Origin of the sequence: Pseudomonas lurida, from assembly GCF_002563895.1 — a bacterium.
Lineage (GTDB): Bacteria > Pseudomonadota > Gammaproteobacteria > Pseudomonadales > Pseudomonadaceae > Aquipseudomonas > Aquipseudomonas lurida.
On the sequence record NZ_PDJB01000001.1, the window covers coordinates 4909799 to 4935549 of the forward strand.

Annotated in this window: 28 protein-coding genes; 15 read left to right on the forward strand and 13 right to left on the reverse strand. The window is 61.9% G+C overall.

Going from position 1 to position 25751, the window contains the following annotated elements:
- The first annotated feature begins 5 nt into the window (after positions 1 to 5).
- Together ATH90_RS22270 and ATH90_RS22275 are read left to right on the forward strand one after the other, a co-directional pair.
- Positions 6 to 1028: a transporter gene (locus ATH90_RS22270; RefSeq protein WP_034108930.1), complete on the forward strand. Its 1023-nt coding sequence runs from the start codon at positions 6 to 8 to the stop codon at positions 1026 to 1028.
- Between the two features lie 233 nt (positions 1029 to 1261).
- A complete protein-coding gene (locus ATH90_RS22275) occupies positions 1262 to 2878 on the forward strand; it encodes an inorganic phosphate transporter (RefSeq protein WP_034108932.1) in 1617 nt (538 codons plus the stop codon).
- A gap of 62 nt (positions 2879 to 2940) precedes the next feature.
- Here the strand turns inward: ATH90_RS22275 and ATH90_RS22280 are convergent, their stop codons facing one another.
- From ATH90_RS22280 to ATH90_RS22290, 3 genes are read right to left on the reverse strand one after another with little or no spacing between them, the layout of a single operon-like run.
- Positions 2941 to 3915: a 5-oxoprolinase subunit C family protein gene (locus ATH90_RS22280; RefSeq protein WP_034108934.1), complete on the reverse strand. Its 975-nt coding sequence runs from the start codon at positions 3913 to 3915 to the stop codon at positions 2941 to 2943.
- Entirely contained in the window at positions 3912 to 4790 is an 879-nt protein-coding gene (locus ATH90_RS22285; RefSeq protein WP_069078107.1) for a 5-oxoprolinase subunit B family protein, read from the reverse strand. Before ATH90_RS22285 ends, ATH90_RS22280 begins: the two co-directional genes overlap by 4 nt.
- A 59-nt stretch (positions 4791 to 4849) precedes the next feature.
- Positions 4850 to 5608, reverse strand: coding sequence for a 5-oxoprolinase subunit PxpA (locus ATH90_RS22290; RefSeq protein ID WP_098467268.1), 759 nt, complete (start codon positions 5606 to 5608; stop codon positions 4850 to 4852).
- A gap of 130 nt (positions 5609 to 5738) precedes the next feature.
- On the opposite strand from ATH90_RS22290, the gene ATH90_RS22295 reads away from it, so the two are divergent.
- Positions 5739 to 6656, forward strand: a complete 918-nt coding sequence (locus ATH90_RS22295) for a LysR family transcriptional regulator (RefSeq protein ID WP_098467269.1) — start codon at positions 5739 to 5741, stop codon at positions 6654 to 6656.
- On the opposite strand, the gene ATH90_RS22300 is transcribed toward ATH90_RS22295, so the two are convergent.
- Positions 6653 to 7549, reverse strand: coding sequence for a LysR family transcriptional regulator (locus ATH90_RS22300; protein ID WP_034108943.1), 897 nt, complete (start codon positions 7547 to 7549; stop codon positions 6653 to 6655). The two genes, ATH90_RS22295 and ATH90_RS22300, sit on opposite strands and share 4 nt — an antisense overlap.
- A gap of 105 nt (positions 7550 to 7654) precedes the next feature.
- On the opposite strand from ATH90_RS22300, the gene ATH90_RS22305 reads away from it, so the two are divergent.
- Positions 7655 to 8413, forward strand: a complete 759-nt coding sequence (locus ATH90_RS22305; RefSeq protein ID WP_098467270.1) for an SDR family NAD(P)-dependent oxidoreductase — start codon at positions 7655 to 7657, stop codon at positions 8411 to 8413.
- Between the two features lie 50 nt (positions 8414 to 8463).
- Complete coding sequence (locus ATH90_RS22310) at positions 8464 to 9369, forward strand: LysR family transcriptional regulator (RefSeq protein WP_098467271.1); 906 nt, start codon at positions 8464 to 8466, stop codon at positions 9367 to 9369.
- 58 nt (positions 9370 to 9427) lie between these two features.
- On the opposite strand, the gene ATH90_RS22315 is transcribed toward ATH90_RS22310, so the two are convergent.
- A complete protein-coding gene (locus tag ATH90_RS22315) occupies positions 9428 to 9865 on the reverse strand; it encodes a multidrug/biocide efflux PACE transporter (protein ID WP_098467272.1) in 438 nt (145 codons plus the stop codon).
- Between the two features lie 88 nt (positions 9866 to 9953).
- Between ATH90_RS22315 and ATH90_RS22320 the strand changes: the two genes are divergently transcribed.
- Entirely contained in the window at positions 9954 to 10808 is an 855-nt protein-coding gene (locus ATH90_RS22320) for a LysR family transcriptional regulator (protein ID WP_098467273.1), read from the forward strand.
- Positions 10809 to 10873: 65 nt separating this feature from the next.
- Here ATH90_RS22320 and ATH90_RS22325 read toward each other — a convergent pair whose 3' ends face one another.
- Positions 10874 to 11716, reverse strand: coding sequence for a LysR family transcriptional regulator (locus ATH90_RS22325; protein WP_069078110.1), 843 nt, complete (start codon positions 11714 to 11716; stop codon positions 10874 to 10876).
- Positions 11717 to 11827: 111 nt separating this feature from the next.
- On the opposite strand from ATH90_RS22325, the gene ATH90_RS22330 reads away from it, so the two are divergent.
- The gene (locus tag ATH90_RS22330) at positions 11828 to 12553 is read left to right on the forward strand and encodes an SDR family oxidoreductase (protein ID WP_098467274.1); all 726 of its coding nucleotides are present in this window, start codon (positions 11828 to 11830) and stop codon (positions 12551 to 12553) included.
- 39 nt (positions 12554 to 12592) lie between these two features.
- Here the strand turns inward: ATH90_RS22330 and ATH90_RS22335 are convergent, their stop codons facing one another.
- The 4 genes from ATH90_RS22335 to ATH90_RS22350 are packed head-to-tail and all read right to left on the reverse strand — an operon-like array spanning position 12593 to position 15131.
- Positions 12593 to 13816, reverse strand: coding sequence for an RNA polymerase sigma factor (locus ATH90_RS22335; RefSeq protein WP_098467275.1), 1224 nt, complete (start codon positions 13814 to 13816; stop codon positions 12593 to 12595).
- Positions 13813 to 14292 (reverse strand): SRPBCC family protein, encoded by a 480-nt coding sequence (locus tag ATH90_RS22340; protein WP_034108959.1) that lies wholly within the window; start codon positions 14290 to 14292, stop codon positions 13813 to 13815. Before ATH90_RS22340 ends, ATH90_RS22335 begins: the two co-directional genes overlap by 4 nt.
- Positions 14293 to 14324: 32 nt before the next feature.
- The gene (locus ATH90_RS22345; RefSeq protein WP_034108961.1) at positions 14325 to 14669 is read right to left on the reverse strand and encodes a YciI family protein; all 345 of its coding nucleotides are present in this window, start codon (positions 14667 to 14669) and stop codon (positions 14325 to 14327) included.
- Positions 14670 to 14711: 42 nt separating this feature from the next.
- On the reverse strand, positions 14712 to 15131 hold the full coding sequence (locus tag ATH90_RS22350; protein ID WP_098467276.1) for a YybH family protein: 420 nt from the start codon (positions 15129 to 15131) through the stop codon (positions 14712 to 14714).
- Between the two features lie 159 nt (positions 15132 to 15290).
- On the opposite strand from ATH90_RS22350, the gene ATH90_RS22355 reads away from it, so the two are divergent.
- A complete protein-coding gene (locus tag ATH90_RS22355; protein WP_098467277.1) occupies positions 15291 to 15785 on the forward strand; it encodes a GNAT family N-acetyltransferase in 495 nt (164 codons plus the stop codon).
- Positions 15786 to 15798: 13 nt separating this feature from the next.
- Positions 15799 to 16404, forward strand: coding sequence for a pyridoxamine 5'-phosphate oxidase family protein (locus tag ATH90_RS22360; protein ID WP_034108967.1), 606 nt, complete (start codon positions 15799 to 15801; stop codon positions 16402 to 16404).
- 42 nt (positions 16405 to 16446) lie between these two features.
- Here ATH90_RS22360 and ATH90_RS22365 read toward each other — a convergent pair whose 3' ends face one another.
- Complete coding sequence (locus ATH90_RS22365) at positions 16447 to 16929, reverse strand: GyrI-like domain-containing protein (RefSeq protein ID WP_069078115.1); 483 nt, start codon at positions 16927 to 16929, stop codon at positions 16447 to 16449.
- A gap of 196 nt (positions 16930 to 17125) precedes the next feature.
- On the opposite strand from ATH90_RS22365, the gene alaC reads away from it, so the two are divergent.
- On the forward strand, positions 17126 to 18337 hold the full coding sequence (alaC, locus tag ATH90_RS22370; RefSeq protein ID WP_034108971.1) for an alanine transaminase: 1212 nt from the start codon (positions 17126 to 17128) through the stop codon (positions 18335 to 18337).
- A 99-nt stretch (positions 18338 to 18436) separates the two neighbouring features.
- Here the strand turns inward: alaC and ATH90_RS22375 are convergent, their stop codons facing one another.
- Together ATH90_RS22375 and ATH90_RS22380 are read right to left on the reverse strand one after the other, a co-directional pair.
- Positions 18437 to 19789: a GntP family permease gene (locus ATH90_RS22375; RefSeq protein ID WP_069078116.1), complete on the reverse strand. Its 1353-nt coding sequence runs from the start codon at positions 19787 to 19789 to the stop codon at positions 18437 to 18439.
- Positions 19790 to 19873: 84 nt separating this feature from the next.
- Complete coding sequence (locus ATH90_RS22380; RefSeq protein WP_034108975.1) at positions 19874 to 20407, reverse strand: gluconokinase; 534 nt, start codon at positions 20405 to 20407, stop codon at positions 19874 to 19876.
- Positions 20408 to 20620: 213 nt separating this feature from the next.
- Here ATH90_RS22380 and gntR point away from each other — a divergent pair, with 213 nt between their 5' ends.
- From gntR to ATH90_RS22405, 5 genes are all read left to right on the forward strand, one after another.
- Positions 20621 to 21652: an HTH-type transcriptional regulator GntR gene (gntR, locus tag ATH90_RS22385; RefSeq protein WP_164403696.1), complete on the forward strand. Its 1032-nt coding sequence runs from the start codon at positions 20621 to 20623 to the stop codon at positions 21650 to 21652.
- A 128-nt stretch (positions 21653 to 21780) separates the two neighbouring features.
- Positions 21781 to 22413 carry a glutathione S-transferase family protein gene (locus tag ATH90_RS22390; RefSeq protein WP_069078117.1) on the forward strand — a complete coding sequence of 211 codons (633 nt, stop codon included), beginning with the start codon at positions 21781 to 21783 and terminating at the stop codon, positions 22411 to 22413.
- A 16-nt stretch (positions 22414 to 22429) separates the two neighbouring features.
- Entirely contained in the window at positions 22430 to 23167 is a 738-nt protein-coding gene (locus ATH90_RS22395) for an NAD-dependent epimerase/dehydratase family protein (protein WP_034108981.1), read from the forward strand.
- 138 nt (positions 23168 to 23305) lie between these two features.
- A complete protein-coding gene (locus tag ATH90_RS22400) occupies positions 23306 to 24721 on the forward strand; it encodes an MFS transporter (protein ID WP_069078118.1) in 1416 nt (471 codons plus the stop codon).
- A gap of 403 nt (positions 24722 to 25124) precedes the next feature.
- Positions 25125 to 25622 (forward strand): hypothetical protein, encoded by a 498-nt coding sequence (locus tag ATH90_RS22405; protein ID WP_098467279.1) that lies wholly within the window; start codon positions 25125 to 25127, stop codon positions 25620 to 25622.
- Positions 25623 to 25751 lie beyond the last annotated feature (129 nt).

The following is a 25751-nucleotide window of genomic DNA, read 5'->3' on the forward strand; positions in this document are numbered from 1 at the left end:
CCCTCATGAACCACAGCATCGACCACAGCCACCAGGACTCCGACCTGTTTGGCTTGCTTTACGGTTTCCGTTTTCGCCCCGGTGAAAAGGGCGAGCAGATCGATTCGGCCACGGCGCTCCAGGCCCTGCGGCAACCGGACGACCCGCAAGAGTTTTTGTGGCTGCACCTGAACCTCGCGCACGCGGCGTGCGAGCGCTGGATGCAGGCAAACCTGGACCTACCGGAAGAATTCTTCGAAGCCCTGCACGAGGGGTCGCGCTCGACGCGCATCGAACACGTCGACTCGGCCTTGCTGGCGGTGGTCAACGACGTGGTGTTCAACTTCAGCAGCATGGTGTCGTCGGATATTTCCACGCTGTGGGTGTGTGCCCGCAGTCGCCTGCTGATCAGCGCGCGCCTGCAACCACTGCACTCGGTGGACAAACTGCGCTCGTCGGTGAAGGCCGGTGAAAGCTTTCGCTCGCCGCTGGCGTTGCTGGTGCACTTGCTGCGCGACCAGGGTGAGGTGCTGACGCAGATCGTGCGCAAGACCAGCATCAGCGTCGACCATATCGAAGACCAGTTACTGTCTTCACGCCTGTCCACTAACCGCGCCGAACTCGGTGCGGCGCGCCGGGTGCTGGTACGCCTGCAACGCCTGTTGGCGCTGGAGCCTGGCTCGCTGCTGCGCCTGCTCAACCGCCCGCCCCAGTGGCTGCAGAAGGAAGACGTGAAGGAATTGCGTAAATCCACCGAAGAGTTTGCGCTGATCATCAACGACCTGATGGCCCTGGGCGAACGCATCAAGCTGTTGCAGGAAGAGATCGCCGCCAACCTCAACGAACAAAGCAACCGCACGCTGTTCACCCTCACCGTGGTGACGGTGCTGGCGTTGCCGATCAACATCATCGCCGGCTTTTTCGGCATGAACGTTGGGGGGGTGCCGCTTTCCCAGGACCCGGAGGGGTTTTGGATATTGGTGGCGTTGGTGGCTACCTTCACATTGATCGCCGGGCGTTGGGCCTTTAGGAAACGCAAAGACTATTGAATTAAAATGCCGTCAAACGGTGGGAGTGGGCCTGCCCGTGAATGCGGTGTATCAGTTAAAGCTAAGTTGACTGACACATTGCATTCGCGAGCAAGCCCGCTCCCACACGGGTTTTGCGCTGCTCACAGGACAAGCGGCGACCTCAATACCGCTAAACACTGACCTGCGGCAGCATCTCTGTAACATTCTGCAATGACTATGAACGACATCCTCCCCACACTGGATGCCCCGGCATGGCCACCCCTTCACTGACTGCCTCCCCCCACGCTTCACCTGCAGACCCTAAACCCAGGCTGGACAAGAAACCCGGCCTGGTGACGGTGATCATCTTCTTCGCCGTGCTCGCCATGGGCCTGTTGTTCACCGCCTACAGCCTCATGCATGACATGCACGAGATGGGGGCTCAACTCACTACCTGGACGCCGTTTTTACTGCTCGGTGTGGCGCTGTTGATCGCCCTGGGTTTCGAGTTCGTCAACGGCTTCCACGACACCGCCAACGCGGTGGCGACGGTGATCTACACCAACTCGTTGCCGCCGCATTTTGCGGTGGTGTGGTCCGGTTTTTTCAACTTTCTCGGCGTACTGCTTTCCAGCGGCGCCGTGGCGTTCGGCATCATTGCACTGCTGCCGGTCGAGTTGATCTTGCAGGTGGGTTCATCGGCCGGTTTCGCGATGATCTTCGCCCTGTTGATCGCCGCAATCCTGTGGAACCTCGGCACCTGGTGGCTGGGTTTGCCCGCCTCGTCGTCCCACACCCTGATCGGCTCGATCATCGGCGTGGGCGTGGCGAATGCCCTGATGCACGGGCGCGACGGCACCAGTGGTGTGGACTGGAGCCAGGCGATCAAGATCGGTTACGCCTTGCTGCTGTCGCCGCTGATCGGCTTCGCGTTTGCGGCCATGCTGTTGCTGGCGCTGCGTGCCTTCGTCAAGAACCGTGCGCTGTACAAGGCGCCGAAAGGTGACACCCCGCCGCCGTGGTGGATCCGCGGCATGCTGATTGCCACCTGCACCGGCGTGTCCTTCGCCCACGGCTCCAACGACGGGCAAAAAGGCATGGGCCTGATCATGCTCATCCTGGTGGGCACCCTGCCGATGGCCTATGCGCTGAACCGCACCATGCCGGCCGAGCAGTCCTTGCAGTTCGCGGCCGTGGCCGAAGTCACCCAGGCCGCCCTGGTGAAAAGTGCCCCCCACGCTTTGACCGGCGATCCGCGCCCTATTCTCTCGACCTATGTGCGCACCAAGGAACCTACGGCCGAACTGGTGCCTGCCCTCGCCGCCCTGGCCGGGCAGATCGGTGATGAAGTCAAAGGTTACGGCTCCCTGGCCAAAGTGCCTGCCGAGGCCGTCGGCAATGTGCGCAACGACATGTACCTGAGCAGTGAAACCATTCGCCTGATGGACAAGGGCAAGGTCGGCAATTTCGACGCGGATACCCAGGGCAAGCTGCAACTGTTCAAGCAACAGATCGACAGTTCCACGCGCTTCATTCCGTTATGGGTGAAGATCGCCGTGGCGATCGCCCTGGGCCTGGGCACCATGGTGGGCTGGAAACGCATCGTGGTGACCGTCGGCGAGAAGATCGGCAAGACGCACCTGACCTACGCCCAGGGTGCCTCGGCGGAAATGGTGGCGATGCTGACCATTGGCGCGGCGGATATGTATGGGCTGCCGGTGTCGACCACCCATGTGTTGTCGTCGGGTGTGGCGGGGACCATGGTGGCCAACGGGGGCGGGTTACAGATGCGCACTATCCGCAATCTGGCGATGGCGTGGGTGCTGACGTTACCGGCCGCCATCCTGCTTTCAGGCAGCCTCTACTGGCTGTTCACCCAACTCTTCTAACGCCACACAGCACACAATGTGGGAGCGGGCTTGCCCGCTCCCACATTTGGCGTTGTATTGCTTCAGTGATTGAAGAGTCCAGTCATAGCCTTCAGCCGTTTTTTGTACACCCGCCGCGCCTCCAACGCCTCCTCCAGCGTCACCGCCACAAACCCTGCCCGCTGGTTTGGCTGCATTTGACCGATCAGGTCCAGGTCGGCGCTGATCACCGTGCCGATCATCGCGTAGCCACCGCCCGATACCGCGTCCCGATGCAACACAATCGGCTCCAGGCCGGCCGGCACCTGGATCGACCCAATCGGGTAGCAACTGTCGACGATGTTCGACGGATCCGATCCCGCGCCAAAGGGTTGCTCCCGCGGCTGGAAGGTCAATGCACTGCCGCCCTTGAAGCGATAGCCGATGCGGTCGGCCTCGGACCCCACGGTCCAGGGCTCGGCAAAAAAGCTGGCTTTGGCCGCAGCGGTCAATCGCTCGTAATACAGGCCGGGCACCACACGCAGGGTCACATCACCGCCCACCGATCGGCGCAACGCCATCGGCAGGCTATTGCCCGCACGGCCCGTGCCGCTGGGTTCGCCAATGGGCAACTCATCGCCTTCCTGCAAACGCCGCCCGTGAAACCCGCCAAGTGCGCCGAGGGTATACGTCGAGCGACTGCCAAGGACCAATGGCACGTCAATGCCGCCGGCCACCGCGAGGTAGGTGCGGGCGCCGGCCCTGGGAAATTCAAAGCGCAAGACCTGCCCGGCACGCACCTGGAACGCGGTGTCCTGATGCACCACCTCACCGTCCAGGCGCGGCGACATCAACGCGCCGCTGAGTGCCACCAGCGCGTCCTGTTGAAACGCCAGTTCGGGACCGATCAGCGTGCATTCCAGGCCCGCCGCGCCGGCCGGGTTGCCCACCAAATGGTTGGCCGCACTCAATGCGTATTGGTCCAGCGCACCTGACGGCGGGATGCCCAAGTGGTAGTAACCTTCGCGGCCAAGGTCCTGCACGGAGGTGGCGAGGCCGGGTTTGAGGACCTTGATCATGCCAGCGCCTCCTGCAGGGTTTTCGGATAACCGATAGGGTCGGCGAGAAAGGCATCGAGGGAAAATTCCACCGGGCGGATGCGCAGGTCGAAACGGCCGGCGTCCACATCGGCCACCGCCTGGTCGTAGGCGTCACGGTCCATCGGTTTGAACTGCACGATATCGCCGGGGCGGAAGAACACCATGTGTTCCTTGAGGTACGCCAGTTGCTGCGCCGGGTCGTAGATCGGCGCCGGGGTCACGCCGAACATCTGGTAACCGCCGGCACCGCGCACCGAGTAGATGCACCCAAAACAGCCACCATGGCCGAGGGTGAGTTTCGGCGTGTCGGTGCGCGGTCGCAGGTACTTGGGCACCTGCAATTGGCGCGCGCGCTCGACCATCTGGAACATGAACGGCAAGCCCGCGACAAAGCCGACCATCGACACAAACCACGGCGCGCCACTGTGGGCGGCGATAAACGCGTCGACGTCGGCCAGGCCGTTTATGCGCGCGGCGTACTCCAGGTCGGTGCCGCTGGGGTCTTGATGACGGTCACGAAAACGCATCAGGGTTTCATGGGTCCAGGGGTCGTTGTAGAGCACCGGGATTTCGATGATGCGCGTGTGCAACGTGCGTTCGGCCACGGCCTGGGTTTCGGCGGTCTGCACCGCATCGAGCAATACGTGGGGCGCGATGCGGTCGGGGTCGAAGCGAATCTGGAACGACGCATTGGCCAGGCACACATCCAGCACGCCTTCGAGCGCCAGGCGCTCCACCGCGCGGGTCACCGCCATGCCTTTGAAAAAGGCCTCCAGGGACATGCTGTCGCTGACCTCGGCAAACAGGTGTTCATCACCACCGAAGCTGTAGCGGATGGGGGACGTTTCAGCCATGTCTGTTCCTCTTGGAATCATTGTAGAAAGGCAGGCGAAAAAAAATAAGCGATGTTTTTTTATTGGGGTGTTTTGACCGTAATGCCCGCTTGATCCAGGGCTTCGCGGGTGGCCTCCACCAACTCCAGCGCACCGGGGGTGTCACTGTGCAGGCAGATGGAGTCGAATTCGATGAACAGGTCTTCGCCTTCCACAGTTCGTACAAGCCCGGTCTGACACGCCCTAAGGACGCGCGCCGCCACTGTCGCAGGATCCAGCGCCCGCACGGTGCGGGTAAACACGATGGAACCTGTCAGGTCGTATTCACGGTCAGCGTAAAACTCGCGCACCACCGGTTGCCCCAGCTCTGTGGCGATCCGCCAGATCACCGAGTTGGGCATGCAGTACAGCAGCAGTGTGGGCTCGATGATGCGCAGGTTTTGAACGAGCAGGCGCGCGGCTTCTTCATCGCGAGCCAGGTGCATGTACAGCGCGCCGTGGGGCTTGATATGTTGCAGGGTCAGGCCCTGGGCGCGGGCGATTTCACGCAGGGCGCCGAGCTGGTAGAGCATGTCGTCCACCAGTTCCTGGGCCGGTGCGTTGATGTGGCGACGGCCAAAGCCGACCAGATCCCGAAAGCCCGGGTGCGCGCCGATGGCCACGCCCAATTGCTTGGCGCGTTCGACGGTAAGGCGCATGGTACCGGGGTCGCCGGCGTGGAAGCCGGTGGCGATATTGGCCGAGCTGATATACGCCATCAGCTGCGCATCGACGCCATCGCCGATCGTCCAGGGGCCGAAGCCCTCGCCCATGTCCGAGTTGAAATCCACTGCCTGCATCGAAGTCGCTCCGCCTAAGTGATGGTGGAAAAGTAGGCTGCGGCTTGACCCCTTGGGAAGATCTATTATCAGATAGCCCATCTTCTGAAAATCAGATAACCACACCCTCACCCGACGGTAGGAGCCCGGCATGTCCCTGACCCTGCGCCAAGTCCGCTACTTCGTCGCCACCGCCGAAATCGGCCAGATTTCCCAAGCGGCGATTCACCTGAACATTTCCCAGTCAGCGGTGACCACGGCGATCAAGGAGCTGGAAGCCATGCTCGGCGTGCAGCTGTTCATGCGTTCGGCCCAAGGCATGAACCTGACCGACGCCGGCCGGCACTTTCTCAACCGTGCCTACGTGATTCTGCGCAGCGTGGACGATGCACTCAACAGCCCGCTGCCCGACTACCGCGCCAGCGGGGTGCTGCGCCTGGCGGCCAGCTACACGGTGCTTGGCTACTTCCTGCCGCACCACTTGCAGCGCATGGAACACTGGCACCCGGACGTGACCATCGAAGTCTTCGAGCAGGAACGCCAGGCCATCGAACAAGGCCTGCTCGACGGCCAGTTCGACATGGCGGTGGTGCTCACCGCCAACCTCACCCACCCGGCGATCGTCTCGGAAATCCTGTTCAATTCGGAACGCCGCCTGTGGCTGCCCAGCCATCATCCCTTGTGCGAACGCGGCGCCGTGAGCCTGGCCGACGTGGCCCGGGAACCCTACATCCTGCTCACCGTCGACGAGGCCGAACACAGCGCCATGCGTTACTGGGAACAGGCCGGGCAAATGCCCAATGTGCGGCTGCGCACCAGCTCGGTGGAGGCCGTGCGCAGCATGGTCGCCAACGGCAGCGGCGTGGCGATCCTGTCAGACCTGGTGCATCGGCCCTGGTCCCTGGAAGGCAAGCGCATCGAAACCCTGACCGTCACTGACCAGGTGGCACCCATGAGCGTGGGCCTGGCCTGGCACCGCGAGCGCGCGTTCACCCCGGCGATGCAGGCAGTGCGCGATTACTTCCACGACGCCTTCCTGGCGCCGCAGCAGTTGTCTGCACGGCGTTAGAGCTGGGCTTGCAAGGTGGCGGCCAGCCAATCCATGAACACCCGCACGCGTTGCGGCAAATGGCGTTGACCGGCGTAGAGCAGGGACACCTCCAGCGGTGGCGCCACGAAGTCCGGCAAGACGCTGATCAATTCGCCCCGGGCCAGTAAATCGCGGACGCCGAGCAACGGCACCTGCGTGATACCAAAGCCGCCCAGGCACGCCGCCTGATAGGCATCGGTGCTGTTGACGGTGACACGCCCTTCCATCGGCACCCGCAGCACCTTGCCGCCCGACTGATATTCAAAGCCGGATGACCGTGCGCCCAGCGGCCGTACGTAATGCACCAAGTGATGATTGGCCAAGTCAGCCAGGGTGTGGGGCACCCCCTGGCGTTGAAGGTAGGCCGGACTCGCACAGTTGACCATCGGCATACTGCACACCCGGCGCGCCACGACGGTTTGATCAGGCTGGGCGCCCACTCGCAGGACGCAGTCGAAGCCTTCGGCGATCAGGTCCACCTGGCGGTCCGAGCTGCTGATTTCCATCTGGATCAGCGGGTGTCGCTCCATGAACAGCGGCAGGTGCGGCAGGACCATGTTCCGCGCCGTCACATTGGGCATATCCACCCGAATGCGCCCGCTGAGCTGGGCTTCATCCTGGCGAAACAGCCCCTCCAGTTCCTCCATGTGCGACAGCAGGTCCTTGCTGCGCTCGTACAACACGCGGCCGTCCTGGGTGGCCTGCACCTTGCGCGTGGTGCGCTGCAACAAGCGTGCGCCGAGCAACGCCTCCAACGCCTGCACATGCTCGGACACGGTGGAGCGCGGCAGCCCCAGGCTCTCGCCGGCCTGGGTGAAGCTCGACAGCTCGGTGACGCGCACGAAGGTGCGCAGCAGTTCAAGTTTGTTCATGGATTGTTCGCCTTATCCGGCCAGTGATTCCGGTATAGCGCTGTTTATCACGTCAGGCACGAATAAATACACTTCCTCCCACTGATCACCTGAGAGGACATCACCATGACCCGTAAAATCGCACTTATCACCGGCGCAAGCCGTGGCCTGGGCAAAAGCGCCGCGCTGCACCTGGCGGCTCAGGGCGTCGATATCATCGGCACCTACCACAGTGCTGCGGCTGAAGCTCAAGCGGTGGTCGAGCAGGTTCAGGCCCTGGGTGGCCGCGCCGCGATGGTGCAGCTGGATGTGAGCCAGAGCGGCAGCTTCAATGACTTTGTCGGCAAAGTCGCCACTTTGCTCAAGGACGTTTTCGCCCAGGATCACTTCAACTTTCTGATCAACAACGCCGGCATCGGCGCCCACGCCAGTTTTGCCGAGACCACCGAAGCACAGTTTGACCAGTTGGTGGCGATCCACTTCAAGGCGCCGTTCTTTCTTACGCAAAAACTGCTGCCGCTGATCAGCGATGGCGGGCGTATCATCAATATTTCCAGCGGCCTGGCACGGTTCAGCCTGCCGGGGTATTCGGCCTACGCGTCGATGAAGGGGGCGATAGAAGTACTGTCGCGCTACCAGGCCAAGGAACTGGGCCCGCGCGGGATTACCGTGAATACCCTGGCCCCTGGCGCGATTGCCACCGACTTCAGCGGCGGTGCGGTGCGTGACAACCCGGATGTGAATACGATGGTGGCCAACAACACGGCCCTGGGGCGCGCCGGTTTGCCGGACGACATTGGCGGGGCGATTTCAACCTTGCTGGCCGATGGCAGCCACTGGATCACCGGGCAGCGCATCGAGGCCTCGGGCGGCATGTTTCTTTAAACATTCTGCGCTAGCATCAATGCCTTCAGATCACTGACAGGCAATCATCGATGAGTTTTGATCCAGGCTTGGCGGGCGGCATGGGCGTATTGGCGGCCGTGGTCGACAGCGGCAGTTTCGCCCGCGCTGCCGACAGCCTGGAGATGACACCGTCGGGGGTCAGCCGCGCGATTTCACGCCTGGAAAAACGCCTGGGAATTCGCCTGTTCGACCGCACCACCCGCTCGGTGCAATTGACCGACGAGGGGCGACGTTTCTATCAGGAGATCGCCCCGCTGCTGGCCGGCCTTGAAGAGGCCGCCAACGCCGCAGCAGACAGTGCATTGACCGTGCGCGGGCGCCTGCGGGTGAACATCGACCCCTATTTCTCGCGGCTGGTGTTGGGCCCGGTGCTCGGCGACTTCATGCGCCAATACCCGTACCTGCAACTGGACCTGCACACCCGCGACCAACTCGGCGACCTGGTGGCCGACGGTTTCGATCTGGCGATTCGCTTCGGCATCCCGCAATCCTCTTCATTGATCGCCCGCAAGTTGATGGAAGTACGCGTACTTACCCTGGCCTCCCCCGCTTACCTTGAGCAATACGGCCGCCCCGTCATTCCTCAAGACCTGGAGACCGGGCACATGTGCCTGGACTTTCGCGACTCGCAGACTGGGCGCCCGTTTGCCTGGGAATTCCACCGGCCAGGCGAGCAAGTGATCGTGCGCACCGATGGCCGCCTGGTGGTCAACGATGCCAGCACCTTGTACAGCGCGTGCGAGCATGGGCATGCCGTGGCGCAGATGCTCGACCTTGGCCTGGCGCCGGCACTGAAGAGCGGCGCCCTGGTGGAACTGTTCCCCGACTGGCCGGACGAACGTTTTCCGTTGTACGCCTACTACCCGTCGCGGCACTTGCCCGCCGCCAAGGTGCGGGCGTTCCTGGACTTCGTGGCCTCACTCCTCCCCCTGTAGACGCTCGGCTTGCCGGCGATGGTGATGTGGGGGCGCGCTATCGCCGACGCGTCGAATCCTATAAAGCCAGCCCACGGCGCTGCATGAATTTTTCCCGCACTACGTCATACCCCCAGTGGTACACATAGGTGTACGGCAGGAAGAACAGCAGCACACCGATATCCAGCATGAACGCCTGCATCAGGCTGATGTTCAGCCAGGCAGCGATCAACGGCACGGCGACGATGATCAGCCCGCCTTCGAACATCAGCGCGTGCAGTACCCGCGTCCAGCCCCCACCGGACAGTTGCAGACGCACCTTGAGACGGTCGAACAGGCTGTTGAAGATGATGTTCCAGGCCAGCGCCAGCAGGCTCAGCCCTAAAGTCACCGCGCCCATTTCCAGGGCGGGCCTACCGGTGATCCACACCAGCAGCGGTGTACAGATCAACAACGCCAGGCCTTCAAAACCCAGGGCCTGGCAAACGCGTTCAGTCATCGACTTGGTGGGGTTCATGACCCGTCTCCGTGAGTGGCGAGGGTTGCCATGATTACCCTTTGAATCGATACTTCATAACTAATAACCATCGACCAAGGCGATAGTCATGGCTTCCCATGAAGTGCTGCAAGCGTTTGTCCAGGCGGCCACCCAGGGCTCTTTTTCTGCCGCGGCGCGCAAGCTGGGCAAGAGCCAGTCCACCGTCAGTGCGGCGGTGGCGAGCCTGGAGATTGACCTGGATGTGGCGCTGTTCGATCGCAGCAGCCGCAAGCCGACACTGACGCCGGCCGGCCATGTGTTGCTGCAACGCGCCGAACAGGTGCTGGAAGCCAGCAGCCGCCTTGAATTGGCGGCCAGCCAGTTATCCCAGGGGCTGGAGCCGAAGGTGACGATTGCGATGTCCGATACCTACCAGTCGGAACGCTTTGAGCTCGCCCTCAAGGCCTTCGAACAACGCTACCCAGACCTTGAGCTGGAATGGCTGATCGCCGAGTGCGAAGACTTGATTGCCCTGGTCCAAAGCGGCCGTGCACAGATCGCCTTGATCGAAGCCCAGGAGGTCTACCCGCCCGACCTGACGCGCTCGCCCGTCGCCGAACGCACGGAAATCGCGCTGTTCGTCGCCCCCACCCACGCGTTGACCCGCGTGCAAAACATCGACCCGCAAGCCTTGCAGCAACACCGTGAACTGCGCCTGGCAAGCATCGTCAGCCCATACGAAACGCGCCCCTTGGGCCGTGTGTGGTCAGCGCCGAGTTTTCTGATGCTGATGGAAATGGCTCAACTCGGCTTTGGCTGGGCGCAATTACCGCGCTGGTTGGTAGAGCGTTTTGGTAATGCCGGGCTGGTTGAACTCAACGTCCGGGGTTGGCCACGCTCAGTGGCAGTGGATGCGTTGTGGTCGCGGCAATACCCACCGGGCCCGGCGGGCAGCTGGATGTTGAGCCAGATGCTCGAATAACGAACACTCACTGCTACCCCATGAAGCCGCGCCCACCCGTGAACGGCGTTGCACACGCGATAGGCTCACGCCGCTGCGATCTGCGGCGGGCGGTGGGCCTGGAAGTATTCGTGCAAGGCACGTAAGGCGGGCAGCGCCAATGCTTGCGCAGCAAAACACAATCCCACGCGGCGTGTGGGTGCCGGCAAATGCCATTCACGAATCACCACGCCCGAGCGCTCCGCCGCCAACGACTGCGGCAACATCGCCACGCCCACACCTGCGGCCACCATGTGCAATGCCTGGGTCAACGAACCCGCATGACCGGCCACCGATTGCGGCGAGCGGCCATACAAGGCCATCAAGCGTTGATGGGAGTCGTGTTGCGGGCAGGTGATCCAGTCTTCAATCGGTGTCCATGCCTGTTCTTTGCCTGGCTGCGCCATCGGGTGCGCCGAAGGCAACGCCATCACGTAGGACTCCTCCCACAGCGGCAGGAACAATTCGTCCTCGCAGCACATTTCTTCCACGGCCAGGCGCCCTTCGCCTTGGCAGCCTTCCTGCAGGGTCAACAGCAACCCGGGCAGCCCCTGGTGCGCCATGCGCAGGAAGGTTTCGATCTGACTGTCGGCAATATCGCCCTCCACACCCAACTCCAGGGCGATGCGATTTTCGCGTCCGCGAAACAGGCGGCTCAACGCCTCGGCTTCCGCCACCATGCGCCGAGCCTGGGGATACAGCACCCGCGCTTCCCCGCTGACCTCCACGCCGCGCGGTTGGCGTACGAACAGCGCCACACCCAGCTCGTCTTCCAGTTGCTTGATGGTCACCGACAAGGTCGGCTGGCTGATAAACAAACGCTGGGCCGCCGCAGTGATATTGCGTTCTTCAAAGACCGCGAGAAACGCCTTGAGGTGACGAACATCCATAGCTTAATCCGATGACTGACAGAGAAATAAGGCATTTTTCAGCCTCTTCGAGGGTAAATATACTGCGACCACGATCCAGCTATCGATTTTTCTTATTCCAGGAGTCCCTCCATGAGCAAGCCATTGGTCATCATCACCGGCGCCAGTTCCGGCATCGGCGAAGCCACCGCCCGCCTGCTGTCAGCCGCCGGCCACCCGCTGTTGCTGTTGGCGCGTCGTATTGATCGCCTTAACGATCTGGGCCTGCCGAACACCTTGAGCCGTGGCGTCGACATCACCGACCGCGCGGCCCTGGTGGCCGCGGTGCAAGAAGCCGAAGCCCAATACGGCCCGGCCGATGCGCTGATCAACAATGCTGGCGTGATGCTGCTGGGCGCGGTCAGCGAGCAGGACCCAACGCAGTGGGAGCAGATGCTCGACGTCAATGTGAAGGGCCTGCTCAACGGTATCCACGCGGTAGCTGGCAGTATGGTTGCGCGCAAGGGCGGCACCATCATCAACGTCAGCTCGGTGGCCGGGCGCAAGACCTTCCCGAATCACGTGGCTTACGTCGGCACCAAGTTCGCCGTGCATGGGATTTCGGAAAACCTGCGCGAAGAGTTGTCGCCAAGCAATGTGCGCGTCATCACTATCGCCCCCGGTGCGGTGGAAACCGAACTGCTCAGCCATACCACCGACGAAGCGATCAAGACCGGCTACCAGGCCTGGAAACAGGACATGGGCGGTACCGTCCTCAGCGCTGACGACGTGGCGTCGGCGATCGCCTATGCCTACCAGCAGCCGCAGCACGTGTGCATTCGCGAGATCGTGCTGGCGGCGACGCGTCAGCAGCCATAACCCGGATACCGCACACAACCCGCTCCCCCATGTTGATCTTCAGTGCCCTGGGGGGCGGAGCTCGGCCAGGCGTTGTTCGAGGAAGCGTTGCTCCGGGATTTGCCGGGTCAATGACAGGGCTTTTTCGTAGGCCGCTCGTGCCTCTTCGACACGCCCCAGTTGCCGGCAAAACTCCCCCCGGGCCGAATGCGCCAAGTGGTAATCCAGCAACTCGCCGCGCGCCAGAATCCTCTCCACGTGCTGCAACCCCGACAGCGGCCCATCCCGCATGGCCACCGCCACCGCACGGTTAAGCTCGATCACCGGTGACGGTACTGCTCTGAGCAATACATCGTAGAGCCCGACGATTTGCGGCCAGTCCGTCTCATCCGCGCGCGTGGCTTCGGCATGCACCGCCGCGATGGCCGCCTGCAGCCCATACGGGCCAAACCCCCGAGTACTCAGCGCTTGTTCCGCCAACGCGCAGCCTTCGGCAATCAGGGACACATCCCACAGTGATCGGTCCTGTTTATCCAACAACACCAACGCGCCGTCCGCCGAGGTGCGCGCCGCGCGGCGGGATTCATGCAACAGCATCAGCGCCAGCAACCCCATGACTTCAGGCTCAGGCAGCAGCTGCATCAACAGACGCCCCAGGCGAATGGCTTCGCGGGTCAACGCCTCGCGCGTCAGGTCAGCGCCCATGGACGCCGAATACCCTTCATTGAACACCAGGTAGATCACCCGCAGCACACTGTCGAGACGCTCGGGCAATTCGGCCACGGACGGCACCTGATACGGGATCCTGGCCTCGCGGATCTTGCCCTTGGCCCGCACGATACGTTGGGCAATGGTGACTGGCGTGGCGAGGAAAGCGCGGGCGATTTCCTCGGTAGTGAGGTCGCAGATCTCACGCAAGGTCAGCGCTGCCTGGGCGTCGGCCGCCAGCGCCGGGTGGCAGCAGGTGAAGATCAGGCGCAGGCGGTCGTCTTCCACGTCTTCATCACTCCAGTCAGCCGCCTCCAGCGCGTCGGCCTGCTCCTGCAGCAGCGGGGTAAAACGCGCCTGGCGGCGCAGACGGTCGATGGCCTTGAAGCGCCCGGTCGATACCAGCCATGCGCGAGGATTGTCCGGTACGCCGTCCAGCGGCCAACGTTGCACCGCGACAAAAAATGCTTCGTGCAGGGCTTCCTCGGCCAGGTCGAAATCGCCGAGCACGCGAATCAGCGTCGCGAGCACCCGGCGTGATTCGCTGCGGTAAATGGCCTCGACCGAGAGGGTCAATCGCGCATGCCCTGCGTCACCAGCGTAACCAGGCGGTCGAGGCTCTGGCCCCAGCCATCGTGAAAGCCCATGGCTTCATGGGCCTGCTTGTCTTCGGCACGCCAGTGCATGGCGCGGGCGGTGTAGAGCGTCTTATTGCCTTCGACTTCCTGCAGCGTCACTTCGGCGGTCATGAACGGCTTGCCCGACGGAATCCAGCCCGGCGTAAACGCATCGGTAAACACCAGCCGCCGTGGCGCGACGATTTCCAGGAATACACCCTGGGTCGGGTACTCGGCACCGTCGGGCGCGCGCATCAGCGTACGAAACAGGCCACCGACCCACAGGTTCATTTCGCACTCGGGGGTAGTCATACCGTGGGGGCCCCACCATTGCTGGAGCAAGGCGGGTTCGGTCCAGGCGCGAAACACGCGGCTGCGCGGTGCATCGATCAGGCGGCTGATGGACAGCTCAAACTCGGCAGGTTGCGTAGACATGGGGTTAACCTCTTGGGTCTTATGGTTATTGTTCAGAGATTCAATTCGCGCACGGGGCGCACTTCCACACTGCCGACCCGGGCGGCCGGAATGCCACCAGCCACCTGGATCGCTTCGTTCAAGTCCCGCGCCTCGATCAGGTAGAAGCCGGCGAGCTGCTCCTTGGTTTCGGCGAACGGCCCGTCGGTGATCGACAGCTTGCCATTGCGCCTGCGCACAGTGGTGGCGGTGCTCACCGACTCCAGCGCTTCGGCGGCGAGCATACGGCCACTGCCGTGAATGGCTTCGGCGTAAGCGTGGCATTCCGGGTCCTTGGGGCTGTCGGGCAGACTGTGCAGCAACGCTTCGTCGCTGTAGACCAGGCACAGGTATTTCATGGCGTTCTCCGTTTTCGGACTACTGACTATAGATCGCGGCGGTCAAGGTTTCAGGTCGAACAGACCGGCGCCGGTTTCCATGTCGAAAGGTGCAGACCAGTGCTCATGCACCACTTTCCATTCACCGTCGATGCGTTGATAACCGGCGGTGACGCGCATCCAGCAGGTCTTGAGCACGCCGTCCGGCCCGGTGCCACCGCAGTGGGCGAGCCAATGGGCGAAGGCGCTGTCGTCTGCGGCGACGATATGCAGCTCATGAAAATCAAACACACCGGGGCCTGGGCAGAACTCCATGCAGGCCTTCCAGTGTGCCTGGTAAGCGGCCTTGCCCTTGAATTGCAGGGCGTTAACGGCGTCGAACGCGACGATATCGTCGGCGTAGAAACTGACAATCTTGTCGACATCCTTGACGGTGACGGCGTGCTTCCAATGCTCGATCAGGGTGTTGATGGCAGTGCTCATGGTGATACTCCTTGGGTGCTTCTGGGCATGAAAAATCACGAAAGACACCCTTAGTCGAATGGCCCAACGGCCAATCGACAGCCCTTGGAAAAATAATTTCGCCCTCGGCAAACCCGTTTAGAATCCACGCTTGTTTGTAGGATTTCGGATACGCCACCGATGCAAACCCGCCTCGTCCCCTATGAAACGCTGAGCCTTGTGCAGAAACAGCAACTCGACACCCTGCAAGTGCATCCCGAGCAACTGGCGTATTCCGGTGATATCTACTGCGCGCTGAACAGCCTGCTGGTCAACCCCAACCCCGGCGCCATCAAAGGCTTCGCCCTGCTCGCCGATGACCTGCCCGTGGCCTTTCTGCTGCTCAAACGCCCACCCTGCCTGCCCCATTGGGCCGATGAGCACAGCGCGACCTTGCATGCCTTGCAGGTCGATCGGCATCAACAAGGGCGCGGATTCGGCAAAGCCTGCCTGCAAGCCCTCCCGGCCGTGGCACTGCAAGCGTGGCCGCAGATCAAGGGCCTGGAACTGTCGGTGGACGCGGACAATGTGGCGGCGATGGGGTTGTATCTAGGGGCTGGTTGGGTGGATAGCGGGGAGGCGTATAAGGGACGGATTGGGTATGAGCGCCGGCTGGCGTTGTATTTTGGACGATAAGGAGGCGGTAAGCATGCTGACAACCCTTGAACAACTCGAAACCCTCTACGGCCGCCCTCACGAGCGTGCCGTGCGCAAGGAAATCCCGTTTCTCAACGAGGACTACCAGGCCATGGTGCGCGCCTCGCCGTTGGTGGTGGTGAGTTCGTCCGGACCGGACGGCATCGACGGTTCGCCGCGCGGTGATGTGCCGGGGTTTGTGCGGATTGTGGATGAGCGCACCCTGGCGATTCCGGACCGGCCGGGGAACAACCGCGTGGATACCTTGCGCAACCTGGTGCAGGACCCGCGTATTGCATTGCTGTTCATCATCCCGGGAATCGGCGAGACCTTGCGCGTGAACGGTCGCGCGCAGATTTCCATCGACCCGCAACTGCTGGAGAGTTTTGCTGTGAATGGCAAGCCGGCGAGGTCGGTGATTCTGGTGCAGGTGGAGGCCGCGTATTTCCACTGCTCCAAGGCCTTTGTGCGCTCGGATTGCTGGAACCCGGAGAAGCATCTGGATCGCTCGGCATTGCCGTCGGCGGGGGCCTTTCACAAGCGGCTCAATGATGGGCAGTTTGACGCCGAGGCATATGACCGGGAGATGCCGGAGCGCGTCAGAAATACGCTGTATTGATGCACCTGCAGGAACCGGCTAGCCGGCTCCTGCAGCGCTTGGTCAGCCTCTTTCGCCTATCGGCAACCAGATCTCCACCGTCCCGGTGCCCTTGCGTGCGTCAAAATCGGCGCTGTATCGCTCGAAATCCGCGCCCATCACCTTGTAGCCCGAGTGCGGCAACCACTCGAACATGATGCGCTCGTAGGTCTGCTCCAGCGCCTGCACCGGGCCGTAATGCGGGAACACGGCATAGTTGAGCGGCGGAATTTCGATGAACTCGAAGTTGCTGGGCACGTCGCCCTTGGTGGGGACTTCGACACCCGCCAAATAGTCGAATTCGCCCTGTTTGGGGTTGTGGCAAACACCATAGGTCACGCCACCAACGCGCTGTTTGATGTCCTTGATGCAGGTGTCGAACAACTCCCACAGTTTGGGGATATCCCCCACGGTGGCCTTCGAATAACGCCCTTGCACCCCGGCGATCACCAGGGCTTTTCCAGCTTCCATGCGTGGCTCTAACGGTTGTTTTGTCTGCTGATCCATACGAACAGTCTCCTTCTTATGAGGGAACAAACCCGCATCGAGTATAGGGGCATATCCACGCTGTACTCCATGCAGAAAATTTTCCTGCGCATCTGGACAACTGGCCATCATCGACCGTATTGTCTGCCCCGCAGGCCACCGCAGTGGCCGACGTCGCTCGGACGGTTCCGGGCGCTTACGTACTCTCGAGGCAACAATGGCCGACCAAGGTTCGCCGCGCCGCTTTGCGCGCATAGATCGACTCCCCCCTTACGTGTTCAATATCACTGCCGAGCTGAAGATGGCTGCGCGTCGGCGCGGCGAAGACATCATCGACTTGAGCATGGGTAACCCTGACGGCGCCACGCCTCCCCACATCGTGGAGAAAATGGTCACCGTCGCCCAGCGTGAAGACACCCACGGCTACTCCACGTCCAAAGGCATCCCACGCCTGCGCCGGGCAATCTCGCGCTGGTACAAGGACCGCTATGAAGTGGACATCGACCCCGAGTCGGAAGCCATCGTCACCATCGGTTCCAAGGAAGGCCTGGCCCACTTGATGCTGGCCACCCTGGACCAGGGCGACACGGTACTGGTGCCCAACCCGAGCTACCCGATCCACATCTACGGCGCGGTGATTGCCGGCGCCCAGGTGCGGTCGGTGCCACTGATTCCGGGCGTGGATTTCTTCGCTGAGCTGGAACGGGCGATTCGCGGTTCGATCCCCAAGCCCAAGATGATGATCCTGGGTTTTCCGTCCAACCCCACCGCGCAGTGCGTGGAGCTGGACTTCTTCGAACGCGTGATCGCGCTGGCCAAGCAGTACGACGTGCTGGTGGTGCATGACCTGGCCTATGCCGACATCGTCTACGACGGCTGGAAAGCCCCGTCGATCATGCAGGTGCCTGGCGCCAAGGACATTGCGGTGGAATTTTTCACCCTGTCCAAGAGCTACAACATGGCCGGCTGGCGCATCGGTTTCATGGTCGGTAACCCGGAACTGGTCAACGCCCTCGCGCGGATCAAGAGCTACCACGACTACGGCACCTTCACCCCGCTGCAGGTGGCGGCGATTGCGGCGCTGGAAGGCGACCAGCAGTGCGTGAAAGACATCGCCGAGCAGTACCGCCAGCGTCGCAACGTGCTGGTCAAGGGCCTGCATGAACTGGGCTGGATGGTCGAGAATCCGAAGGCGTCGATGTACGTCTGGGCGAAAATCCCCGAGCAGTATGCCGCCATGGGTTCGCTGGAGTTCGCCAAGAAGTTGCTGCTGGAGGCCAAGGTGTGTGTGTCGCCGGGCATCGGCTTTGGCGAGTATGGCGATGATCACGTGCGCTTTGCGCTGATCGAGAACCAGGACCGCATTCGCCAGGCGGTGCGGGGCATTCGCGGGATGTTCCGGGCAGATGGGCTGGTCACCAAAGCCTGACCCCAACCACCTGCTGGAATATGGTTGAAACTGTGGGAGCGGGCTTGCTCGCTCCCACAGTTGGACTGGGTTTTCACCCCCAGCTTGATGGTGTGACGGTTAGACCACCAACGACAGCAGCATGATGAAAATCAACGCCACGATCGACAGAATTGTCTCCATCGCCGTCCACGTCTTGAACGTCTCGGCCACGGTCATGTTGAAGTACTGCTTCACCAGCCAGAACCCCGCATCGTTGACGTGAGACAGGATCAACGAGCCTGCCCCCGTCGCCAACACCAGCAACTCGCGGTTAACCCCGGGAATCATACCCACCACCGGCACCACGATGCCCGCGCCCGTAATGGTCGCCACCGTTGCAGAACCGGTTGCCACGCGAATCACTGCCGCCACCAGCCACGCCAGCAGGATCGGGTTGATCTGTGCGTTCACTGCCATATGGCCGATCACATCACCCACGCCACTGGTCACCAGCATCTGCTTGAACCCGCCACCGGCGCCGATGATCAGGATGATCGCGGCGGTCGGCGCAAGGCTGGCGTCGAGCAGCTTGAGGATCTGCTTGGAATGGATGCCCTGGCGATGGCCGAAGGTGTACAGCGACAGCAGCAATGCCAGCAACAATGCGGTGATCGGGTGACCGATCATGTCCATCCAGTTGCGCACCACGTTGCCTTCGGCGAACGCGATGTCGGCGAAGGTTTTCAGCAGCATCAGGAACACCGGCAGCAGCACAGTGACCAGGGTGATGCCGAAGCTCGGCAGGTCTTTGTTCTCGGGCTCGCGGGCCAGTTGATCGACCAGTTCCTGGGACGGGTTGCCCGGAATGTACTTGGCGATAAACGTACCGAAGATCGGACCGGCAATGATGGCAGTCGGCAGTGCGACGATCAGGCCGTACAGGATGGTCTTGCCGATGTCCGCGCCAAATACGCCGATGGCCAGCAGCGGGCCCGGGTGCGGTGGCACCAGGCCGTGTACCGCCGACAGGCCGGCCAGCAGCGGGATACCGATCTTGATCAGCGACACACCGGTGCGGCGTGCGACGATAAACACCAGCGGGATCAGCAGCACAAAGCCGATCTCGAAGAACAGCGGGATGCCCACCAGGAACGCGGCAAACATCATGGCCCACTGGACTTTCTCTTTGCCGAAGGCGCGGATCAGGGTCTGGGCGATCTGATCGGCGCCGCCGGATTCGGCCATCATCTTGCCGAGCATCGTGCCCAGCGCAAGGATGATGCCGACGAAACCGAGCACCCCGCCGAAGCCGTCCTGGAACGCCTTGATGATCTTGTCCACGGGCATGCCCGAGGTCAGGCCGAGGAAACCGGCCGCGATGATCAGTGCAATGAACGGGTGCACCTTGAACTTGGTGATCAGAACGATCAACCCGATGATAGTAACTACTGCGTCTAGCAGCAGGTAAGACTCGTGGGACATGCCAAACATGGGGGGTCTCTCCTGTTTGTTGTTGTTATTAAAGCGGGTGTTGAATTTCCTGCCGGGGATAGCGCTATCTTTTCCGGCAAAAAATTATTTGGATGGTTCAAAACCGTGTTGCAGCCACCAGGCGTTGGTCTGCTCGGCCAGTTCCTCGACACTGTCTTCACTGGCGTTGAGGGCCAGGGTCAGCGGCTCGCCCTTGGGCGATTCCAGGGTGGCGAACTGGCTGTCGATCAGGCTCGCCGGCATGAAATGGCCGGGGCGATGGGACACGCGGTCGGCGGCCACGGCACGGGTCAGCTCCAGGAAGACGAAACCCAGGCCCGGCGCAGCTTCGCGCAAATGGTCACGGTATTTCTTTTTAAGGGCGGAACAGGTGAGCACGGGATGCTCGCCCGCTTTGAGCGAACGGCGCAGTTCATCGCAAAGGATGTCGAGCCAGCCGGCGCGGTCGTCGTCGTTGAGGGGGTGGCCAGCGCTCATCTTTTCAATGTTGGCAGCGGGGTGAAAGCTGTCGCCTTCAATCGCGGTGGCGCCGTTCAGGCGGCACAGGGCCTCGCTGACGCTGGACTTGCCACAGCCGGAAACACCCATGATGACCAGGGCAGTAACAGGTTGACTCATGAAACACCTCAGGACGCAGATAGCGCTACCTTTGCACGCTGTAAGGCTAGTGCAAAAACAGGCTTTTCCCGCGCCGTCTTGTCTTTTTTTATGGAGTGACGCGTGCATCCTCTCCAATCGTTTGAACCGGATCAGGCAACCCAGCGTTCAAGAATTTGCAGCCATTTGGAGACAGCGCTACCTTAGTGCCTCGATTTTTGTTTGGCAAGCCGCCTGATGACCTCCAAGAACGATAAAAAATTGCGCACCACCGGTCGCCCGACCCTTAACGAAGTCGCCCGCTTGGCCGGTGTCAGCCCGATTACCGCCTCCCGAGCGCTGCGTGGCATCAGTACCGTTGCCACCGAGCTGGTGGAAAAGGTGCAGCACGCCGCCGCTGAACTGAACTACGTGGTCAACCCCGCCGCCCGCGCCCTGGCCTCGGCCCAGAGCCATTCGGTGGTGGTGTTGGTGCCTTCGCTGTCCAACCTGCTGTTTATCGAAACCCTCGAAGCCATCCATCAAGTGCTACGGCCCAAGGGCTTTGAAGTGCTGATCGGCAATTCCCACTACTCGCGCGACGAAGAAGAAAACCTGCTGCGCAACTACATGGCCTACCAGCCACGGGGTTTGTTGCTGACCGGGTTTGATCGCACCGAAAGCGCCCGACGGATGGTCGAGGCCAGCAATGTGCCCTGCGTCTATATGATGGACCTGGACCCCAACGCCGGCGTGAACTGCGTGGGGTTTTCGCAATTGGCGGCGGGTGAGACGGCGGCGGCGCATCTGCTGTCCCGAGGGCGCAAGCGCCTGGCGTACATCGGCGCGCAGTTGGACCAGCGCACGTTGCTGCGCGGCGAAGGGTTCCGCCGGGCGCTGCAACAGGCGGGCATGTACGACCCGGCGCTGGAATTGCTGACGCCGCGCCCTTCCTCCGTGGGGCTCGGTGGCGAATTGTTCCTGCAACTGCTGGCCGCTCATCCGGATGTGGATGCGATCTTCTTTGGCAACGACGACTTGGCCCAAGGCGCCCTGCTGGAAGCCATGCGCCATGACATCAAAGTGCCGGAGCGCGTGGCGGTGCTGGGCTTCAACGACTTGCCGGCGTCATCGTTCATGGTGCCGCGCTTGAGCAGCATCAGCACCCCGCGTGAGGCGATCGGCCGGCGTGCCGCGGAGCATTTGTTGACGATCATGGCCGGCAACAAGGTCGCCAAGCCGGTGGTGGATATGGGCTTTGAGTTGCAGGTTCGGGAGAGTACGTAGGGCGCATCTGACATAAAGCGATGGACCAACACGCCCCGCGCTGTTAAGCCCTGCTCCCACAGTTTTTACTGTGCCCACGCCTCCTGCCCCTGCTAGATTGGTCTTTCTCCACATGCCAGGGAAGCACCATGGGACACTCACTGAAAATCTTGGGCCGCACGTCCTCCATCAACGTGCGCAAAGTGCTCTGGACCTGCCAGGAACTGGGCATCGACTGCCAGCGCGAAGACTGGGGCATCGGCTTCAAGCCCACCCAGTCCGCCGAATTCCTCGCCCTCAACCCCAACGCCCAAGTGCCGGTGCTGATCGACGACCATGGCGTGCTGTGGGAATCCAACACCATCTGCCGCTACTTGGTGAACCTCTACCAGCGCCATGACCTGCTGCCCGCCGAGCCAGCACCGCGCGCCCGGGTCGAGCAGTGGATCGACTGGCAAGCCGTCGAACTCAACCGTGCCTGGGGTGACGCCTTCACGGCCTTGGTGCGCAACAACCCGGATGGCCTGGACGCGTCGCAGATAAACGCCGCCGTAGAGCGGTGGAACGACAAGATGGGCATCCTCGAGCAGCAACTGACGAAGACCGGCGCCTACGTGGCCGGCGATGAATTCACCCTCGCCGATATCCTGATCGGTCTGTCGGTGCACCGCTGGCAGATGACGCCCATGGAGCGGCCGCCCTACCCCGCCATTGCGGCGTACTATCAACGCCTCGGTCAGCACGCTGGCTTCAAGACGTTCGCCCTCGACGGCCACAACTAACCCCAAGGACCCCAACGTGAAAGGACTCAACGTACTGCTCACCGGCGCCTGCGGCAGAATCGGCAAGACGTTTTTCGAAGCCTCGAAGGACCGCTACCGCTTCACCCTTACTGATCGCATCGCGCCGGACTTCAACCTGGGCGAGCACCGTTTCGTGCACGCCGACCTCAGCGATAAATCCAGCCTCGCCACGCTGCTCGAAGGCATCGACGTCATCGTGCACCTCTCGGGTATTCCCCATGCCAGCGCCGCGTTCGATGACCTGCTGCCCAACAACATCCTCGCCACCACTTACCTGTTCGAGGCCGCCGTGGCCGCCGGGGTGCAGCGCGTAGTGTTCGCCAGCAGCGCGCAAACCATCGAGGGCTACCCGGTGGACCGCCAGATCACACCTGGCATGCAGGTGATGCCCGCTAACCTGTATGGCGTGAGCAAATGCTACGGCGAAGCGCTGTGTGGCTACTACGCCGCGAAAACGCCGCTGTCGACGATTGCCCTGCGCATCGGCGCCTTCGAAGTCCCGGAGACCCACGACCTCAACAACGCCCGTGACCTCAGCGCCTGGCTCAGCCCGCGGGATGCGGTGCAGTTGCTGCAGCGCTCGGTGGAGGCCGAAGGGGTGAAGCACCTGATCGCCCATGGCATTTCCAACAACCGCTTCAAGCGCCTGGACCTGAGCGAAACCACCCGGGTGCTGGGCTACCAACCGGTGGACGACGCGTTCCAGACCTTCGAGATTCCCATCGCCTTCTGAGCACACGCCATAAAACCCTGAAACATAACGCCGGCGCGCAATAAATCAGCGAATCGGCGTACCAACGGGCGCAACTTCACACGCGCCTATTTCCGTTAGCACGCTAAGATTCCAGGTCACTGCCCCTGGAATACGCCCATGTCGACACTCACCGCCTCCGCCACCGACGGCATCGACCCCATCCGCGCCGCCCAGATCAGCGCGCGCATCGACCGCCTGCCTGCCGTCGCCACCATCTGGCGCCTGGTGGCGTTGCTGTCCATCGGTGGTTTTTTCGAGCTGTACGACCTGTTCCAGACCGCCTACATCAGCCCCGGCCTGATCAGCGACGGCATTTTCCACACCGGCAGCGAGGGCGTATTCGGTTTCTCGGACCAAGCCGCCTTTGCTGCCGCGACCTTCCTGGGACTGTTCCTGGGTGCCAGCCTGCTCAGCCCCATCGCCGACCGTTTCGGTCGGCGGGCGATCTTCACTTTCGCGTTGATCTGGTACACCGTCGCCACCGTGTTGATGGGTATCCAGACATCAGCGTTGGGCATCATCTGCATGCGTTTCCTGGTGGGCATCGGCCTGGGCATCGAGTTGGTGACCATCGACGCCTACCTCTCGGAACTGGTGCCCAAGCGCATGCGCAGTTCGGCGTTTGCCTTTGCGTTTTTTATCCAGTTCCTGTCGGTGCCGGCAGTGGCATTGATGTCGTGGTGGCTGGTGCCCCAGGCACCGTTCGGCGTAGCGGGCTGGCGCTGGGTGGTGCTAAGCAGTGCGGTGTTTGCGCTGTTTATCTGGCAACTGCGCAAGCGCCTGCCGGAATCACCGCGCTGGCTGGCGCAGAAAGGCCGCTTTGCTGAAGCCGGCAACATCATGGACAGCCTGGAAGCGCGCTGTCAGAAGGATCACGGCAAACCGCTGGATGAACCCGAACCAGAAGCCGTCGGCATTCAGGGCAGCGGTCGCTTTGCCGATATCTGGCAACCACCGTACCGCCGACGCGCATTGATGCTGATCGTGTTCCATGTGTTCCAGGCCATTGGCTTCTTTGGCTTCGGCAATTGGTTGCCGGCGTTGCTCTCGGGCCAGGGCGTCAGCGTGACCCACAGCTTGCTCTACGCCTTCATCATCACCCTCGCCTACCCGCTGGGGCCACTGCTGTTCGTGAAGGTGGCCAATCGCTTTGAAAACAAATGGCAGATCGTCGGCTCGGCCCTGGGCGCGATGATCTTTGGCAGCCTGTTTGCCCTGCAGACTACCGCCGTGGGCCTGGTGATTTGCGGCGTGATGATCACTTTCTGCAACGCCTGGCTGAGCTTCAGTTATCACTCGTACCAGAGCGAGTTGTTCCCCACCAACATCCGCGCACGCGCGGTGGGCTTCTGCTACTCGTTCAGCCGCTTGTCCACGGTGTTCAGCAGCCTGTTGATCGGCTTTATCCTCGAACACCTGGGCACGCCGGGCGTACTGGCCTTCATTGCCAGCAGCATGCTGATCGTGATGATCACCATCGGTTGGTTCGGCCCGCGTACGCGTAACCTGGCGTTGGAGAATATCGCCCATTGACAAGGCGCCCTGCGCATCACCTACACGTCTGTACCTGTGAACATTGACAGTAGGCGCTCTGTGCCGGGGCTCGCTAAATGGCTGTCACGGTTGCACATCAAGCGCGTCTCACAGGGAGTTGGATCATGGGCAGGAAGAGGCCGCTTGCGATCCATAACAGATGCCAAGAGTGACAGCCCCGAAGCCATCATTACTGGCTACTTTTATGTGAAGGATATTGAAGGTGTGACCCGCTAGCGCCGGCGCAGCCCCCCCTTTTCGTTGTGCCTCCGGCAATAATTGTCCACCCACGGGAAAATTATTGCCGGTGCGGCGCGCGCTTGACCCGATAAACCGGGCATTTGCTCTGCGGCACGCAATTTGCTCAACCTGAGGCACCTACCATTTCCCCAGGTGACCGATCATGCTGGTTAATAACAACACCCAAGCGGTGTCGACCGTTCAACAGATCAAACGGCCCGACATGGACCCCGCCAACGCCGCCGCCAGCGCGCTGTACAGCGGTGCCCTGCAAACCGCGCAGCAAAGCGTGACCGTGCCGGCCGCGCAGAAGGAACTGGACAAGGCCGCCGACCGTATCGACGAAGCCTTCGCCAAGACCCGCGTGCAGTTGCAGACCACCGCGTCGACCAGCGATGTGCCGGCGACCAACGCCACCTCCAGCGCGCGCTCGGAGTTTACCGACTACATGAGCAAATCCCCGGCCGAGCGCATCCGTGAGCAATTGCTCAAAGAGCAGGGCTTGACCGAAGCGGACGTGCAGAACATGTCCCAGGAAAAACAGGATGCCATCTCCAAGCAAGTGGCCGAGCGCTTGAAGCAGCAGCAAGAGCAGCAAGTAGCGGCGAAAACCGCTGACCCGCAGGCGCGGACGGTAAAAGAAACCCTGGCCGCGATCTAAGCCACACCGCAGATCAAATGTGCAAGCCGTCCCGTGTGGGAGCTGGCTTGCCTGCGAGAGCATCACCTCGGTCCATCAGGCAGACAGGGCTGTGTGCATCGCAGGCAAGCCAACGCCCACAGCGATTGT